At 25.6% G+C, this 17,612-nt stretch carries 11 protein-coding genes; 10 read left to right on the top strand and 1 reads right to left on the bottom strand.

What is annotated here, in order from left to right:
- Positions 1-216 precede the first annotated feature (216 nt).
- The 9 genes from era to lysA all read left to right on the top strand — a co-directional run bounded on the left by era (position 217) and on the right by lysA (position 13,641).
- Entirely contained in the window at positions 217-1,104 is an 888-nt protein-coding gene (gene era / locus HL033_RS03765) for a GTPase Era (protein WP_218193957.1), read from the top strand.
- On the top strand, positions 1,105-1,926 hold the full coding sequence (locus HL033_RS03770; protein ID WP_218193958.1) for a 3'-5' exonuclease: 822 nt from the start codon (positions 1,105-1,107) through the stop codon (positions 1,924-1,926).
- 1,004 nt (positions 1,927-2,930) lie between these two features.
- Positions 2,931-3,440: a retropepsin-like aspartic protease family protein gene (locus tag HL033_RS03775; RefSeq protein ID WP_218193959.1), complete on the top strand. Its 510-nt coding sequence runs from the start codon at positions 2,931-2,933 to the stop codon at positions 3,438-3,440.
- A 439-nt stretch (positions 3,441-3,879) separates the two neighbouring features.
- Positions 3,880-5,589: an aminopeptidase P family protein gene (locus tag HL033_RS03780; RefSeq protein ID WP_218193960.1), complete on the top strand. Its 1,710-nt coding sequence runs from the start codon at positions 3,880-3,882 to the stop codon at positions 5,587-5,589.
- Between the two features lie 830 nt (positions 5,590-6,419).
- On the top strand, positions 6,420-7,130 hold the full coding sequence (locus HL033_RS03785) for a uroporphyrinogen-III synthase (protein ID WP_218193961.1): 711 nt from the start codon (positions 6,420-6,422) through the stop codon (positions 7,128-7,130).
- Positions 7,131-7,132: 2 nt separating this feature from the next.
- Positions 7,133-8,083 carry a gamma-glutamyl-gamma-aminobutyrate hydrolase family protein gene (locus HL033_RS03790; RefSeq protein WP_218193962.1) on the top strand — a complete coding sequence of 317 codons (951 nt, stop codon included), beginning with the start codon at positions 7,133-7,135 and terminating at the stop codon, positions 8,081-8,083.
- Positions 8,084-8,703: 620 nt separating this feature from the next.
- Positions 8,704-10,632, top strand: a complete 1,929-nt coding sequence (gene priA / locus HL033_RS03795) for a replication restart helicase PriA (protein WP_246575364.1) — start codon at positions 8,704-8,706, stop codon at positions 10,630-10,632.
- 249 nt (positions 10,633-10,881) lie between these two features.
- Positions 10,882-11,193 carry a 50S ribosomal protein L28 gene (gene rpmB / locus HL033_RS03800; protein ID WP_218193964.1) on the top strand — a complete coding sequence of 104 codons (312 nt, stop codon included), beginning with the start codon at positions 10,882-10,884 and terminating at the stop codon, positions 11,191-11,193.
- A gap of 1,167 nt (positions 11,194-12,360) precedes the next feature.
- Positions 12,361-13,641 carry a diaminopimelate decarboxylase gene (lysA, locus tag HL033_RS03805; protein ID WP_218193965.1) on the top strand — a complete coding sequence of 427 codons (1,281 nt, stop codon included), beginning with the start codon at positions 12,361-12,363 and terminating at the stop codon, positions 13,639-13,641.
- A 636-nt stretch (positions 13,642-14,277) separates the two neighbouring features.
- On the opposite strand, the gene HL033_RS03810 is transcribed toward lysA, so the two are convergent.
- Entirely contained in the window at positions 14,278-15,243 is a 966-nt protein-coding gene (locus tag HL033_RS03810; RefSeq protein WP_218193966.1) for an RluA family pseudouridine synthase, read from the bottom strand.
- Positions 15,244-15,808: 565 nt separating this feature from the next.
- Between HL033_RS03810 and HL033_RS03815 the strand changes: the two genes are divergently transcribed.
- On the top strand, positions 15,809-17,612 hold a 1,804-nt coding region (locus HL033_RS03815), incomplete at its 3' end, for an acetyl-CoA carboxylase biotin carboxylase subunit (protein ID WP_218193967.1).

A 17,612-nucleotide genomic window follows, 5' to 3' on the forward strand; every position in this document is an offset into this window, starting at 1 on the left:
TGTTAGTATCCGTATATTTATTAAAAAGGATTTCAATTACAATGCATGAGAAAAGCTTCTATGCAAGAAAATAATTGATAATTTATTGCTTTATAAAAAAGTGAATTAACATCTATCATCAAGTTAAATTGATTATTTATTATTTGTGAGAGGAAAATATTTATAATTTATTGTTAGGGAACATGTTATAGTTAATAAACGAAATTGTAATATGTTATGTATAATAAGGTGAATAATCAAAAATGTTCCATGATTGCTGTTGTAGGGACAACAAATGCTGGTAAATCTACTTTGATTAATATATTAGTTGGTCAAAAAGTTTCAATAGTTACTCCTAAGGTGCAGACAACTCGAGTTAGAATGAATGCTATATATACTAATCAGGATGTGCAACTTATATTTACTGATACTCCAGGAATTTTTTCAGCAAAAACTAAACTAGAAAAATTTTTAGTTAAACATGCATGGATGTCTATGAAGGGGATAGATTTAGTCATGTTAGTAATTGATCCAAAAAAATATTTGGATATTCATATTGTAAAAATTATTAATAAAATTAAGAATTCAAAAATTAAAGCAGTTTTGGTAGTGAATAAGTTAGATTTAATTTCTCAAAGAGATCTTGATGTAATTTTAGAGTACATTAGCCGTTTACATAATTTTGAAAATATTTTTGCAATATCCGCATTAAAAAATTTAGGAATTAATGTTTTAATGAAGTATTTATCTGAAACATCTGCCTATGGACCTTGGCTATACTCTGGTGACCAGATAACAGATGCTTCAATGAAATTTTTTACAGCTGAAATTACTAGAGAAAAATTATTTATGATATTATGTCAAGAACTTCCATATAATTTATCAGTTGTTACTGAACAGATTGAAGAAAGAAAGAAGAGTTTGATTATTAAGCAAGTAATATATGTTATAAAAGAGAATCATAAAACTATTGTTATAGGAAAAAATGCTAATATTATTAAGAATGTTAGTCTTCAATCTAAGAATGAGCTTGAAGAGCTTTTTCAAATAAAAATACATCTTTTTTTATTTGTGAAAATACGTAAATTTTGGCAAGATCATTTGGAAGAATGTATAGGGCAATAAATGTTAAATTCTTTGTTAGTCTTTGACATAGAGACAATACCGGATGTTGATTGTTGTAATAATTTAATAGGTGAGCTTGAAGATAACATAAGTGTTAAAAGGGAGGCTTTAGTAAATTATCATCTTGAGATTACTAATGGACAAAATGCTTTTTTACGTCAGCTTTTTCATAAAGTAGTAACGATCAGTTTTTTAAAGGCAGACATTCAAAGAATTGGAGAACATGAGGTTTTTCATTTACAAGAAATTCGTTCAGGTGGTAATGTTAATTCTGAAGAAAAAGAGCTAGTAAAAGGTTTTTTCCAATATTTATCTTCTATAAAGCCGCGTCTTGTATCTTTTAATGGGCGTACTTTTGATTTGCCAGTTTTAAAATATAGGGCTATGGTTCATGGAATACAAGCTGGTTATTTATACAAAATTGGAGATAAATGGAATAATTATTTTCAGAGATACAGTATAGATTGGCATTGTGATTTATTAGATTATCTTTCAGATTTTGGAGTATCTGCTAGGATAAAAATGAATGAAATTTGTGCAATATTAAATTTTCCTGGTAAGATTGGTGTAGACGGATCACAAGTAATGGACTTATATGATAATAATAAGATATTAGAAATTCGTCATTATTGTGAAGCAGATGTTATTAATACTTATTTAATATATTTAAGGTTAATGCATTATCAAGATAAGATAACTACTATAAGTTATAACAGTAGTATTGAGAATTTATTGATGTACTTAGAAAATAGTGCAAAAGATCACTTTTTACATTTTAAATTAGTATGGGAAAAAATTTGTAAAGGAAAATTTTATTTGTAGTTTTTTTAATATATTTTTTACCTTATTAGATTATTACTTGTTGATAATATATATTCATTAAACTGTGAAAAATGTTCTATTTAATGAGGTATTATTTTATGAAAATCTAAATGGTATTTTTACTAATTTGTGTACGTGTTTAGTTTTATAAAAATATTGTGCAGGCTTTTGTTTTTTAGTACTACACTTACAATAATAAGCATCTATTGCATACTTATTTGATTTAAATAAGGTATATTTTGTACAGATGGTTAGTATAAATTTCATGTGAAAAATAACTTATATAATGAAATATTATTTTCAATTATATAGTTTATTTTAAAAAAAAAATTCATATTAACTATTACTTTATATTATAAAAAGTATTTTTATTGCTACTTTAAATTTACTAATAATGTTATGCAATAACATTATATATTTAGTTATTATAGCAATATATAACTGTTTAGTATTAGTGCTGTTTTGAAATAGTTAGGCTAAGATTATTTACAATATGTTTAATACAGTATTGCTTTAATGTTATGGGGTTATATTTAAGAGTAAGAATTATTGTAGTATAGATTATTATAACAAATATATATTAAATTATCATTGATCGAATTGAATAATATATAATGTAATGCAAAAGGGTTCTATTATTTGGATATCTACGTAAATATTAAGCAGTAAGTAAAAGATTGATTGTTGATAATTGTGATATAAACAATCATAAGCATTCAGTATTTTACTTTAATTTTTATGGTTATATAACGTTAGCAAGATCAGTTTTTCTTACATTAAAATAGTCAATGAATAGTAAGTTATGGGTTTGTATTTTAATGTGAAAATTGCTACAGTTATAGATTGTTATAACAATGTATATTAAGTTATCATTATGTTATGAAATTTTTTGTATTATTACATTGTTAAATTTACTATATATAGAGTTCCATAAAAAATTTTAAAACATATAGTAATAATGTTAAAATTATTGGTCAATTTTTTATTTATGTATTAGCTTTTGAATGAATAAAATAAAGAGCATAGCCTTTTGGTTATTATTTATAATAGTAGTAGCGTTGTTATATGGTGCAAGGGAAGAAATTATAAATGATAAATATGTAAGTATTTTTGTTCCTAGTAAAAGTTATGTTACAAAAGATGGTAGCATTGAGCTCAGAAAATCTAAAAATGGTCATTTTTATATTAGGACTACAATTAATGGTAAAGATATTACTTTTCTTGTAGATACAGGTGCAACAGATGTTGTCTTATCTTTAAAAGATGCTCGAAAAATAGGTAAATATTTGAAGTATTTGCATCGTATAAAATCTTATCATACTGCTAATGGAATAATTAAAGCAGTGTATGTTGAAATACCTGAAATAAAAATAGGTAACATTACAGTTAATAACGTAAAAGCAAGTATTAATACAGGAAGTGTAGATACTTCTTTATTAGGTATGAGCTTTTTAAAGCATTTTTCTTTTGTCATGAAAAAAGATAAACTGATATTATACCCATCTTATGAGTAAAATTACTATTTATCTCATTATAATAGTGTTGAAGTTATTACTGAATGCTTATAAGGATTATACTAGGTTATTTATAAAAATCGTTATTTAGAGAGATTTATTAATTATGACAATGATCGAATTAAATAACTATAAACGTAATAAAGAAAATTTTAGTATTTGGATATCTACGTAAATATTAAGTAATAAGTAAAAGATTGATTGTTGATAATTATGATATGAACAATCATTTTATTTTAATTTTTTAGAGTTTGTAACGTAGTGAGATTAGTTATTCTTATAAGTTGCTATAATTGTAGTTTGTTAATATGGAATAGATAATGAAACAAAAAAATTATCAGTTTTATATTTATAAAATAATGTGCTGCAATTTTACCTTACAATAGCTGTAATATAGTTTACTTATTATACGATTTTATAAATTTGTGGTGATTATAACATGAATGATAAACTTCAAAATTTGTTATTGTTAATGGATGCGTATAACGTAGATGTATTGTTACTTCATAATACAGATGAGTATCAATCTGAATATGTATTACCTATGAAACAAAGAATAAAGTGGTTGTGTGGTTTTACAGGTTCAAATGCTTTTTTAATTATTACAAAGCATTGTAGAGGTTATTTTTTTACTGATGGAAGATATATATTACAAGCAAAAATGGAGTTGGATAATAATTACTATACGATTTTTAATATTTCTGATGTTACACCATTAAAATGGCTAGAGAAAAATTTACATTTTGGATCAGTGATTGGATGTGAAGCTCAGCTATTTACATTAAGTCAAGTTAAAGTTTATGAAAAATATTCTTTAAAGTTAATAAATAATATTTTAATTGATAAATTATGGAATCGGTCCATGGATGTGAGTCAAAGAATTATTAATTATTCAGTAAAATATTCGGGAGAAGATAGTTATAGTAAATGTATTAATGTTGCAGAAAATTACTGTAGTAGGGAAGCAATGCTTATTACAGACATAGAAGTAATTTCTTGGTTGTTGAACATTCGTAATGCTGCGTTTATACATAATCCTGCAGTTTTTGCACGTGCTATTTTATATAAGGATGGTAAAGTAGACTTATTCATTGATGACATCACACAGATACATGTTGTAGATTCTTATGTTAATGTTTTAGCAATGGAAAAATTAGATGATACTTTAAAAGTGTTGGATAATATTTCAGTAGATGCATCTACAATCCCTATGTATCTTTTTAATATTATTAAGGATAAAGATGTGTTTATTAATGCACAAGATCCGTGTCTTTTATTAAAAGCAGAAAAAAATATTGTGGAAATACAAGGAGCGATACGTGCTCATGTGAGAGATGGAGTAGCTGTTATTAATTTATTATATTGGTTATATGATCAAATAATGCATTGTAATAAAATAACAGAACTAGATGTAGAATCAAAAGTTTTAGAATTCAGAAGTAGGCAAGAGCTATTTCAAGGGGAAAGTTTTGCTACAATTTCAGGATTTGCTGAAAATGCTGCGGTTATACATTATAAGTCAAGTAAAAAAACTAATAAGGTAATAGAAGGCAATGGGCTATATTTATTAGATTCTGGTGGTCAGTATTTAGATGGAACAACAGATATTACTAGGACTATAGCTATAGGTCAGCCTACTGATGAACAGAAATATAATTTTACTTTAGTTCTTAAAGGTCATATAGCGTTAGCAAAAGCAGTTTTTCCTATGGGGATAAGTGGAGGTATGTTAGATATATTGGCTCGTCAATATTTATGGAACGAAGGACTTGACTATCAACATGGAACTGGACATGGGGTAGGAAATTTTTTATCAGTTCATGAAGGGCCTCAAGCTATTTCACGTGGTAATAATGTAGTTATTAAGCCAGGCATGATATTATCAAATGAGCCTGGCTACTATAAAGATGGAGAATACGGTATTAGACTTGAAAATTTAATGTATGTTGAAAAACATAAGAATCAGTTTTTGAGATTTCAACAGCTTACTTGTGTTCCTATAGATCTAAATCTGGTAAATGTTTATATGTTAAGTTATGATGAAATTTGTTACCTTAACTATTATCACGAATTTGTTTATCGAGTAACTTCTTCTTATTTATGTCAAAATGTGAGATTATGGTTAAAAAAATTATGTCAGAAATTATAGATAAAGTAGAGAGCGTTTATAGATTTAGTGCTTAAAGTATTTAAAGGTATAAAAATAACTTTTTTAATGTCGTTTATAGAAGTTGGTTTTTAATGTTGTTATGAAAGCTACTATGTATTAGAGGTAGTAAGTGGTGTATTTTTAGTATATTTAAAGATTTTATGAGTAAATTAATTTTAGGAATTTTCATATTGGTGATAGTACTAAAAAAATATGGATATCGATTTAAATACGTTTTTTTATTTATTAAGTGATAGGTTTTAATATAGTTGTTATGTATATTGATATATGTGAGTGAATATCTTATAGAAAATTTATATCCTATAAAGGCTAGTTTTATTTATATATGTACATTATTGAATTATGCTGTAATGGGTTATTCTTTTATTTCAAATCTTATTTTTCAAGGTTGTATGTATTTTTAATAGTATGGATTAATTATAATTAATGATAAAAATATCATTAATTAATTATAAGAATTACCATTATAAAGATAAATCGCACTATTTTTCTATATGTATAAAGTTCAAATAAATACTTATCATAGAACTACATACTGTTATTTTCATATACCTTTGCATTATTGTGCAATTATATTACTTAAGTATATACACTTTTCAAGTAAGATAGCAGATGCTGTCAGCAATTTTTGTTATGCAGGTGATAAAAGTATTGTAAGTAAAAGTTACTGTATGTTAAATTTTGTTTATATATTATGATATGAAGTTACTATTTTTTATACTCGTCAATGAAAATGAGAAATATATAAATATTATTTGCAGATTTGCTATTCTAATAACTATCTGTAAATTTAAGAATATTTTGCATATATGAAAGGTATATTATTAACTCGCCCATATTCTGATGCTTTAAAATCGAGGAATATTCTATTAAATTTTGGTTTTAACGTTTATATAGAATCTGTATTACAAATTGAGTATTTAGTACCTCATTTGCAAGATATAGAGTTATTTGATTTGATTATATCAACTAGTAAACATAGCATTATATCTTTAAGTAAAAATACAACAATAAGAAGTAATACTATTATTACTGTAGGTAATAGTACCATGAATGTAGCTACATCCTTGGGATTTGATCAAGTATTATCAGTTAATGGCAATACTCAAGATGTGATTTCTTATATACAATCGCAGTCACGTAATTTAAAAATTTTGTACATACGTGGAGAACATATAACATGTGATATAAAAGCTATTTTGAATACTATGGGGTTTAATGTTCATGAAGTTGTGATGTATAAAACTATTGCTAATAAATTATTAAGTAAAGAATGTTATAACCTGATAGTTAATAGGGATATATCAGAAATTTTATTTTATTCTTCACGCTCTGCAGAGATATTTATACAATTAGTGCAAGAAAGTAATATTGCACATCACTTAAAAAATATGAATGCATATGTTCTTAGCAATAAAATTGCTAATGTTGCTAAAGTGATAAATTGGAGAGCTATTTTTGTTACTGATATTCCTACAGAATCTTCGCTAATTCAATTATTAATTATGCAAAGGAAATAGAGATGCAAGATTATATTTTTTATCGTAATAAGACACTATTTTATGTACAGTTGTTATTTATATTGCTACTATTGCCTTATAATCAATTATATGCAAGTTTAAAGAATCAAAACAATGTTATTGTTGGAATATTATCAACAAAAATTCCATCATATCCTACAGAATATAAAACTGCAGTTAATATTACTAAGATATTGAACAGTAAAGGAGTGAAAGTTGTATTGATTGATTATAATACTGTTATAAAATCTGCAGAGGAATTTAATAGTTGCGGTTTTCAAACTTTTGATCAAGCAATTAATTTTGTATTAAGCAAATTTATACATGATAATGGCATAAATAGAATTTTAATACCAGGAAATTACTATAATATTAGTTCTTCTCCACTAAATCCATCACCTAATCGACAATTAGTTACTAATTCTATTGTTACAATTGTAAAAAATAATCCAAAAATACATCTTTTAGCAATTTGTGGTGGATTACAAGGTATTATGCATGCTCAAGGTATTTTAGTGAATAGAATTGATAATATGGTGCAATCGCAAGATACAGTGAATACACATATTGTGTCAATGCCGTATCCGTATAGTAAAAATGCGAATTTACATCAAGTAATAATTAATTTAAATAGTAGATTAGCTAATATTATTTGTAAAACTTTTAAACGACAATATGATAGAATAGTAACATATCTTCCAGATTCTCATCATGAGGCAATTAATTCTAGTAGTGATAATATAAAGAAAATGTATGCTTTGGGTTATAAGGTAGTAGCAATATCAGAAGATGGTATAATTGAGGCAGTAGAAGATGTAAATAATAATATTCTTTTGCAAATGCATCCAGAATACTTATTAATGAATTATAAAGAAAAGCTTACAGATTATCATAGAAAAAAAGCACTTATAATTTCAGATGCAATAATTGATGATTTTCTATATCGTAAGTAATTATATAAGTATTATATTTATAGCAATTTGGGTTTATATGGTTTGTAACATAAAGGGTTGCTATGGATTTTATTATATATTAGTGAGTGTTCATAATTTTTATAAGAGGAATTATAATAAGTCTGAGAATTGCTATTGTATAAGAAGATTCTCTATTTGTAATGGTAATTTTTTTATGTTTTTAATTTACTATGTAAATTGATTTAGTTATTGGCTATTTTTTAATTGTGAAGTAAATTTTTACTTTAATAGTTGTAATTTTATTTAATCTGACCATTATTGATTGTCTAATATTAATGCAATATATGTTTTTTTTGTTTGATAATAAGCATTTTCTGTATTAAGCGATTTAAATTTAGCACTTATTCCAGTTTCTGCGTTTGTGTATTATTTTAATAATTTTATCATAATTAATACTATAATTACGGTGTATTTTAGTTAAATGTTGTTAATTAAGCTTAATTATAGTATTAATATTGATTATAAGGATACTGTAATTATATAAAAGTTCTTTTATAAAAACATGTAATAATATAATTTTTTGATATCTTAAAATACGTAAATTGTAAGTGATAGCTGAAATTTTATTACCTTTGCCTTTTGATAAATTATTTTATTATATGATTCCTGATAACATGGAGTGTGTTATAGGGGATTATGTAGTTGTATCTTTCAAGAATAGGATGCTAGTAGGAGTGATTATAAGTTTTGAAGATTGTGTGTTAAAGGATATAGATTTAAAGTATGTTGATAGTAAACTTTGCTTACCTTCTATAAATTTTTTGTTAGTTAACTTTATTAAGTGGGTAGGATTCTATAATGTTATTCCTATGGGATTAATGCTGAAAATGGTTTTTGGCGGTGTGGTAAATATTAGATTTTTAAATAAGTTGATATATAATGTAAAACATTCAGTTACATTTGATGATATACCAATCAACCTATCAAGCGAACAAAATGATGCGTATAATAAAATTATTAAAAACATTTTTCAGTATTCAGTAATAGTTTTGGATGGTGAAACGGGTTCTGGCAAAACAGAAGTATATTGTGCTGTTATAAAAACATTACTTAAATATGATAAATGTGTACAAATACTAATATTACTTCCAGAAATAGTATTAACAGTACAATTAATGAAACGTATTAATTATTATTTTTCCGCATTTAATCCTGTTGAGTGGCACTCAAATTTAACAACAACACAACGTAGAAACAATTGGTTAAAAATAGTTTATGGTGATACTGCAATTATTGTAGGAGCACGATCTGCTTTATTTTTACCATATAAAAATTTAAAGATGATTATTATAGATGAAGAGCAAGAATCTTCATTTAAGCAAGATTATGGTGCTATATACAATGCTCGTAATATGTCAATTGTATTAGCAAAGCAAGCTAATATACCGGTGATTTTAAGTTCTGCAACTCCTTCTTTAGAAACAATGTATAACATTTATAAGAAACAATATTACCATGTTGTAATAAGTAAAAGATTTGGAGATGCACATTTACCAGATATTAAAATTGTTGATATGAGGCAAAGTGCATTAGTAAATAAGTGGCTATCTAATGATTTATATAATGAAATTGTTAAAACTGTAAATGAAGGAAAGCAGGTTATGCTTTTTCTAAATAGAAGAGGATATGCAAGATTAGTTTTATGTAAGAAATGTGGATTTAAAATTAATTGTCCAAATTGTTACACTTGGCTTGTAGAGCATAAACAAAAAAAGATGTTATTGTGTCATTATTGTAATTATTATTGTGTATTTCCAAAAATTTGTGGTAATTGTCTTAATGAATCATCTATGATTTCTTTTGGAGTTGGCATTGAAAAAGTGGCAGAAGAAATACAGAAGTTGATATCAAATGCTAAAATTGCATTGATAAGTAGTGATATGACTGCTAAGTGTATTAATGATGTAATAGAGAAAATTTTAAATCAGGAAATAAATATTATTATTGGTACACAAATCATAGCTAAAGGGCATAATTTTCCAAGATTGACTTTGGTTGGGATTATAGATGCAGATTTGGGATTAGGTAATAGTGACCTTAGAGCAGCTGAAAAAACGTATCAATTATTACATCAAGTTGCAGGGCGCTCTGGTAGATTTCAGGAAAAAGGTAACGTAATTTTACAAACATATGATGCTGATAATCCATTAATGCAATCTTTATTATTGTATGATCGAAAGTTATTTTATGAATTAGAAATGCGTTCAAGGCATATTACTAATATGCCACCATATGTTAGACTTATTGCTTTAATTATTACAGGAAAAATGGAGCTAGAAGTTGGAGATGTTGCAAAAAATATAGTAAATAATCTTGTCAAATATTTTACAGTATGTAAATCTGTTGAAATATTAGGACCAGTTTCAGCACCAATAGGATTTATTAATAATAACTATCGATATAGAATATTAATAAAAGTTAATGATAATATGTTAATACAAAAATTACTTAGTAAATATAAAGAATATTATAAAAGATTTAGTAATATTACGCTTACTATTGATGTAGATCCAATAAATTTTATGTAGTGTTTTTTTTATAAAATGCTGAAAATTGAGTATAATATAGAGGATCTGTATTTAAAATTATAGTTTTAATACAGTGAATTATTTGTATGTAATGGTGTAATTGATAGTTTATTCCGAATATGATATTGATATCTTTAATAGGCTGATAAGATTGATAATTATAAAATTACGCATTTCCTTGAGAATTTCTTAATTGACTATTGATAATATATTGATATAATCAATTGTCGAATGTAAGCAGGGTATGCTATGAGTAGGGTTTGTGATATTACTGGCCGTTCTAAGTTATTTGGTAATAAGGTTTCACATTCGAATCGTAAAACTAAAAGATCTTACCTCGTTAATTTGCATAATACTACTTTGATAAGCGATGTGCTTGGTAGAAGCTTTAAGTTAAAATTAGCTAGTCGTACTTTGAGAACTGTAAATTATAAAGGTGGATTAGATTTATACTTATTAAATACTTCTTCGCGAAAATTAACCGATAAGGCAAAAAAAATTAAAAATGCGATAAAAAAGGTTATGTTAGCGAAAGAGATAAAAGATCTTGTTACATTGTGATAATACATCTTATAGGGTTTATATAAATCTTCAAGTATAGTAATGTTGATGATTGTAAATAATTTTTTGAAAGTTAGAGGTTTACTTAAAAAGTAATAATACTCAATAAGAAGTATGGTGTCATATAGCATATTATGACTGTTATATTATAGAGTTTAATATTTATGTAATTTTTTAAGTATATATTTTCAATAAATCTCTTTTAAAGTTTCTTGTTTAGTATAGATATTATGACTATCTTACTTATACATGAATATCTGTAAGGATATTTTACGTATTTTTTAGGAGATTAAGTACAAATTATTACTTCAATTTTTAGTTAAATAAATATAATGTTTTATTTTAAAATAATATGGTACTGTTAAATGTGTTAAACCATAATTATTTATAAGATTGGTTATTATCTTTTAGCTTAATTATTTTAAAATGGCATTATAACACTATATTAACAGCTATGAATTAACTATATATTGCTAATAATCATTAAATATATACTAACAATAAATGCAATGTTATTACATAACATTGTTAGTAGATTTAAAGTAGCAATAAAAATATTTTTTATAATAATATAAAGCAATAATTCTCTAAAATATAACAAAGTAATAATTAATATGAAAATTTTTTTGATAATATATGACATATTAAATTAAGTATGTAAGCTGAGTTTTTTATTATGAATGCTTCTGTTACAGATTTATCATTGTAAGTTATACTTATTATCAAATGATGCCATTATTGTTATTAGTTATATTTTTTATAAATTTGGTGAAAAAAAATTCCTGCATTTTATTTAGTAACTTTGTGTTTATATGTGTTAAGTGATAGTGCTTTTTTATTATGCATACTCCTAGAGATTTATTACACAAAACCTTTAAGAATACAAATATAAATATATTATCTGTTATATTAATATATTTAGAAATACTGATCTATGTCCTTGATAGGAATATAGGTAAAGTATAAAAAAGATTACCTATATCTAATAATTAGATATCAAATATAAATTCAATGTTATTATTATGTATATTATGTTATGTTTAATGATAAATGAAATAATCTTCACAAAAGCACTATTATCAGGATTTTTATTCTAAGTTAATTTTAATTTGTACTTTGTGGTTCTTAATGATATTTAATTCATTATAAATATTACTATAATCTTATATGAGTTATTTACCATCCTCTTTTTTTCATTATAAATCTAATATATTGCATGTGGAAGATATGAACGTACTTGAAATAGTAAAACTTTCAGGTACACCTACATATTGCTATTCATTACAGGCTATTAAGAATAACTATAATGAATTTAAAGATAATTTACCCAAAAATTCTACAATTTGCTATGCAATAAAAGCAAATTCTAACTTATCTATTATAAAGTTATTATCACAATGGGGAGCAGGTGCAGATGTTGTATCAGAAGGTGAAATACGTAGAGCAATATTATCAGGTATTCCACAAAGTAAAATTGTATTTTCTGGTGTAGGAAAAACTGCCGAGGAGATAGCATTTGCTATGGATCAAAGAATACTTCAATTTAATGTTGAATCCATTGAAGAGCTTTATCTTATAAATAAAATTGCTAATCAGAAAAATATTATTGCGCCTGTAGCTATTAGAGTAAATCCTAGTATTGATGCGAATACACATAAAAAGATTAGTACAGGATTAAAGATACATAAATTTGGTATTTCTGAAGAATATATTAATCAAGTGCTAAATTATAATTTTTCCAATTTACAAATTATTGGTATTGCAATTCATATTGGATCACAAATTTCTGAGTTATCGATATTTCAAAACGTGATTAATAAAATTAAAAAGATTGTTAAAATCTTTGAAAATAATGACATTAAAATATCAAGAATTGATATTGGTGGAGGGTTAGGTATTGCATATGGCAAAAAGGAAAGCTGTCTCACAATAAAAGAATATTCTAATATTGTAAAAGAAAGCTTTTGTAATGAGCAATATGAAATAATTTGTGAGCCAGGAAGGGCTATTGTAGGAAATGCTGGTGTATTACTAACTAAGGTGCTATATCATAAAAGTAATTCTGTAAAAAATCATATAGTGGTTGATGCAGGTATGAATGATTTAATACGTTCAGCATTGTATAATGCTGAGCATGAGATAGTACCCGTTACTCGAAATAATTCTCATAATATAGTTGCAGATATAGTAGGTCCTATTTGTGAATCTGATGATGTTTTTATGCATAATTATTGTATACAAAACCAAAAAGCTGGTGATATACTTGCAATATGTACAACTGGTGCTTATGGTTCTTCAATGTCAAGTAATTATAATTCGAAGTTACTAGCGGAAGAAGTGTTAGTATATAGCGATAAATTTTATGTTATACGCAATCGACAATCTTATGATGCAATGCTAAGTAATGAAGTGGAAAGTCTAAATAAGATAGGACAAAAGTTGTTTTGAATAAAAAGTAAAATATTTATGTATAGATGGCTACAGCTAGTGTAAATTTTATGTTAAAACAATTTAAAATGTTGCGTCAAATCATTAAATTATAAATGAATCTTTTATTATACTTAGTATCTTATTAAGATAGATGTAATATCAGCTTAAAATTAATTGATAGTGTATAGTTTTTAGTACGATAATTTGCAATTTCATCAAGAGTCATGGATTTAAGGAATACTACTAAGTGTATTAGATTCTAGTGATATACAGTAATTGCATTGGTTGTTTCTTAATAGATAATTTATAATATTTTTATATAAGGTTAATTTATTATAGTACTAAAAATATAGTAAAATTCTCAATTAAGCTGTACTATTTAAGGTTGGTAATAAGGAATTGTTGAAAAAGGTATTATTAAAATTCAGCATATATTGTTAAATATGAAAAAAAGTGTTATGAAATATTTTTGTAAGCTAGTGTTGTTAAGTGTAGTTCGTTAGTTATAAGTATGATTTTAAAGTCATATGAAGTTTTTTTAAGGCTTTTATATATTTAAATCTTGGCTTAAATAATATAATAATTTTTCAATACAGATAATATTGCTAATTATAATTAATAACCTGTTATATATAAGGAAGACGTTTTATAATGTTAATTTATATTTCTAAGTGCACTTATTAATTCTTGTATGTCATGGCTTAACTTTAAGCGAAATTCTACATATTGATTAGTAGAAGGATGTGTAAATCCCATGTAACATGCATGTAATGCTTGTCTAGGAAATTGTCTTATGAAATTATTATAAGGAGCATATCTAATACTTTTACTACTATTTTTACCGTATTTTTGATCACCAACAATAGAGTTGCCAATATAACTCATATGAACTCTTATTTGATGTGTTCTTCCTGTGTGTAATTTGCATTTTACTAAACTTGCTATGTTATGAAATCTTTCTTTTACTTGATATTCAGTAATAGCTAATTTACCTTTTGAGTGTGTTACTGTCATCATATGCTTGTTGTTATTACGCTTTACGTCAATATAAGTTTTAATAATATCTTGAGCGGGATTAGGGATATTCCATACAATAGCAAAATACTCTTTTATAATTTTGTTGTGAATAAATAAATTGGATAAGAAATAATATGCATGTTGATTTTTTGCAATCACCATAAGGCCGCTTGTATCTTTATCAAGTCTGTGTATTATTCCTGGTCTAGTATTACTACCTACAGTGCTAATATTGTTATAACGTGCAAGAAGTGCATTTGCTATGGTATCATTTTTTGTACCCGTACCTGGATGTACAGTTATACCTGCATGTTTATTAATTACTAAAATGTCATTGTCTTCGTATAATATATCTAATGGTATATTTGGATTAGGTATAATATGATGATGCTTTTCTTGTGTCGGAATGGTTATTTCATAAATTTCGTTGGGGTTTATTGTATAGTTTTTATTATTTATAAGTTTGTCGTATAGTTTTACATGATTATTCGCAATTAACTGTTGAGCTTTATTACGAGAAATACTAAGTTTGCTAGCAATCATTATGTCTAATCTACTTTTTTTTTCTTCTATTAATTTAATGATAACTGTTTTTTGAGTCATAATTTATTTATAAGGTTAGAAGTTATAATACTAGTTAAAATTCAAAGTGTATTTAGGATTATAGAATATCATATAATATAAGTATGCTTAATAATTTCTTATAAGTAAAAAATTGTGAAGTTATTTTCAATTATCTGGTTTTGAAATTATGGTATAACTTTAAAGTATTGCCAAATTAAGTATAGAATATGAGTAGACTAAATGTTAGAAAGTTAAATAGCTTATTTAATGTTATATGTTATCTACAATAAGTTGTTTAATATAAATTTGAGACTATAGTACATTAGTAAATAAATGTTAGTGTTTTAATAAAGTGTAGGTATATGTTATATATTAATTACTGTGATATGCTTATTTGCTATTTGATTATAGAATATATTCTGTAAGGGATAATTTTTAAAGATTATAATGAAATGTAAATCTATAATATTGTATTCAAGTGAAGGTTATGTAGTAATAATTAAAAAAATATTACTTGCAGGATGGTAGTATAAATGTAAAATCACTTGGAGATTAAAGTGCTGTAGGTTATGGTAATTTGTATTAAATATCTTGAAAGTTTGCGATGATAAAAAAAATATTAATAGCAAATAGAGGTGAGATTGCATGTAGAATAATACGCACAGCTCATAAAATGGGTATATTATGTGTATGTGTATATTCTGATGCGGATGCTAATTCTTTGCATACTTTATGTGGTGATGAAATTATTAATATTGGTCCATCACCATCAAGTCAAAGTTATCTTAATATAGATAGGATTTGTGATGTAGCTTGTAAAGTAGGTGCAGATGCTGTACATCCTGGTTATGGATTTTTATCTGAGAATCCACTTTTTGCTGAAATGCTTGAAAAGTATAATATTAATTTTATTGGGCCAAGTGCATCGTCTATTAGAATAATGGCTGATAAAATTACATCTAAAAAATTAGCACAATGTGCAGGAGTTAATGTTGTTCCAGGATATATGGGAATTGTACATTCTATTAGTGAAGCTCAAGAAATTGCAAAATCTATAGGATTTCCTGTTATAGTTAAAGCTACTGCAGGTGGTGGAGGAAAGGGAATGAGAATTGTTAGGTCAATTGATGATATGGAGCAAGCATTTACTTCGGCTACTAATGAAGCTTCAAAAAGTTTTAAGGATGGCAGGATATTTATTGAAAAATATATAGAATTTCCTAGACATATAGAGATACAAATTATTGCTGATAAATATGGAAATATTGTATGTTTAGGAGATAGAGAATGTTCTATACAAAGGCACAATCAAAAAGTTATTGAAGAAACGCCAAGTCCATTTCTTGATGATAAAACAAGGCAAGATATGTATTTACAGTGCATTAATTTAGCTAAAGAAGTTAATTATTTTTCTGTAGGGACTATAGAGTTCATAGTTGACAGCAATAAGCAATTCTATTTTTTAGAGATGAATACTAGGCTGCAAGTTGAGCATCCTGTTACTGAGCTTGTAACGAAAATTGATTTGGTAGAAGAAATGATAAGAATTGCTTCTGGAGAAAAGTTAAGATTTACGCAAAATGACATTAATTGTCAAGGAGCAGCAATTGAAGCAAGAATTTATGCTGAAGATCCAAAGAAAAATTTTTTACCATCTAGTGGCAGAATTGTATATTATTCTGAGCCTAATACAAGTAGTAATGTAAGAATAGATAGCGGTGTGGTTGAAGGTTCATCTGTAAGCATGTTTTATGATCCTATGATTGCCAAAATATGTTCATATGGTAAAGATCGAGTAGAAGCTATTAAAATTATGCAAGAATCGTTGAATAGTTTTTATATTGATGGAATTGCTAATAATATAGACTTTATATTATCTATTTTTCATAATCCTGTATTTATTTCTGGTAATATTAATACTGGATTTATTAATCAATTTTATAAAGATGGGTTTAAAGGAGATATCTTAACAGAGGAGATAGCAAGGATATTTGCCGTAACGTCACTATATATTTATTGTGAGGATGAGTATAGGTATGGCAGGGATATGAAAAATAAAGAAGAGCTTTCAGTTTATGTTAATGATAAAAAATACGTGTTATATGCTAATTACGATAATAAAGTAATGTGTGTACAATATAATCATAATACATTAACGGTATTTGGAAAATGGAAAGTGCGTTATAGGTTATTAGAAATACAAATTAATGATAGTATTTACTGTATTAAAGTTGATCGTAATCTTGATAAATATAAGCTAAAGTATTCTGCTGTTGAAGCTTTATGTGTAGTATATCAGATGCATGCTGATAAATTGTTATCTATAATGCCAAAGCCTAATAAATACAGTGTACCTTCTAATATCATACTTTCTCCTATTGCGGGTATGATTGTGAAAGTTTATGTTA

This window comes from Neoehrlichia mikurensis (assembly GCF_019186785.1).
GTDB lineage: Bacteria > Pseudomonadota > Alphaproteobacteria > Rickettsiales > Anaplasmataceae > Neoehrlichia > Neoehrlichia mikurensis.

Coding starts and splice junctions, on each gene's coding strand:
- lysA (WP_218193965.1), top strand. CDS start 12,361: ATGAGTTATTTACCATCCTCTTTTTTTCATTATAAATCTAATATATTG.
- HL033_RS03775 (WP_218193959.1), top strand. CDS start 2,931: ATGAATAAAATAAAGAGCATAGCCTTTTGGTTATTATTTATAATAGTA.
- HL033_RS03780 (WP_218193960.1), top strand. CDS start 3,880: ATGAATGATAAACTTCAAAATTTGTTATTGTTAATGGATGCGTATAAC.
- HL033_RS03785 (WP_218193961.1), top strand. CDS start 6,420: ATGAAAGGTATATTATTAACTCGCCCATATTCTGATGCTTTAAAATCG.
- era (WP_218193957.1), top strand. CDS start 217: ATGTATAATAAGGTGAATAATCAAAAATGTTCCATGATTGCTGTTGTA.
- HL033_RS03790 (WP_218193962.1), top strand. CDS start 7,133: ATGCAAGATTATATTTTTTATCGTAATAAGACACTATTTTATGTACAG.
- rpmB (WP_218193964.1), top strand. CDS start 10,882: ATGAGTAGGGTTTGTGATATTACTGGCCGTTCTAAGTTATTTGGTAAT.
- HL033_RS03770 (WP_218193958.1), top strand. CDS start 1,105: ATGTTAAATTCTTTGTTAGTCTTTGACATAGAGACAATACCGGATGTT.
- HL033_RS03810 (WP_218193966.1), bottom strand. CDS start 15,243: ATGACTCAAAAAACAGTTATCATTAAATTAATAGAAGAAAAAAAAAGT.
- priA (WP_246575364.1), top strand. CDS start 8,704: ATGATTCCTGATAACATGGAGTGTGTTATAGGGGATTATGTAGTTGTA.